This is a genomic window from Catenulispora yoronensis, from assembly GCF_039531695.1.
In the GTDB taxonomy this organism is placed as follows: domain Bacteria; phylum Actinomycetota; class Actinomycetes; order Streptomycetales; family Catenulisporaceae; genus Catenulispora; species Catenulispora yoronensis.
Genome location: NZ_BAAAQN010000197.1, coordinates 1 through 602 on the forward strand (window position 1 = coordinate 1; position 602 = coordinate 602).

Sequence of the window (602 nt, forward strand, 5' to 3'; positions counted from 1 at the left end):
GGCGCGGTAGGTCGAGACGGCTGCCGAGCGCTGATACATGAACATTGACCCGATCGCGCCACGGCGCTGCGCTGAGCGCATCGGCGAAAGCATTACTGTCGGCGTCGTGAAAACAGTAATGCAGCTGCCAGTCGGCCTGCCGCTGTTCCAGTTCCGGAATATGCGATAAGAATGGCGTAATGCCGATGCCGCCGGCGATCAGCAGATGTTTTCGCGCCTGTGGTTCGATGGCGAACAGATTGTTGGGCGTGGACACCGTCAGGGTATCGCCCGGGCGCACCCGCTGGTGCATAAAACGCGAGCCGCCTTTGGAAGGCGACTCAAGACGCACCGCAATCTGCCAGCTGGTGGTATCCAGCGGCGAGCTCATTAGCGAATAGGCGTTACTGTAGCGCTGCTCGCCATCCTGCATCTGGACGATAATATGGCTGCCGCCGCTGAATGCCGGCAGCGGGGCGCCGGTCGGCGACACCAGCGTAAAACGCTTCACAAGAGGGGTGATCTGTTCAACATCGCGAACGACCGCCTCAAACATTTGATAATCAGACATCGCTGAACTCCATCAAAAAATCCCGGCGTGGCTAGCGCCATCGCCGGGAGAG

At 59.6% G+C, this 602-nt stretch carries 1 protein-coding gene; it reads right to left on the reverse strand.

Translation table 11 applies throughout. From position 1 onward, the window contains the following. Positions 1-550: ferredoxin reductase (locus ABD481_RS46770; protein ID WP_344672357.1), on the reverse strand; the 550-nt coding region annotated here is incomplete at its 3' end. Between the last annotated feature and the right edge of the window lie 52 nt (positions 551-602).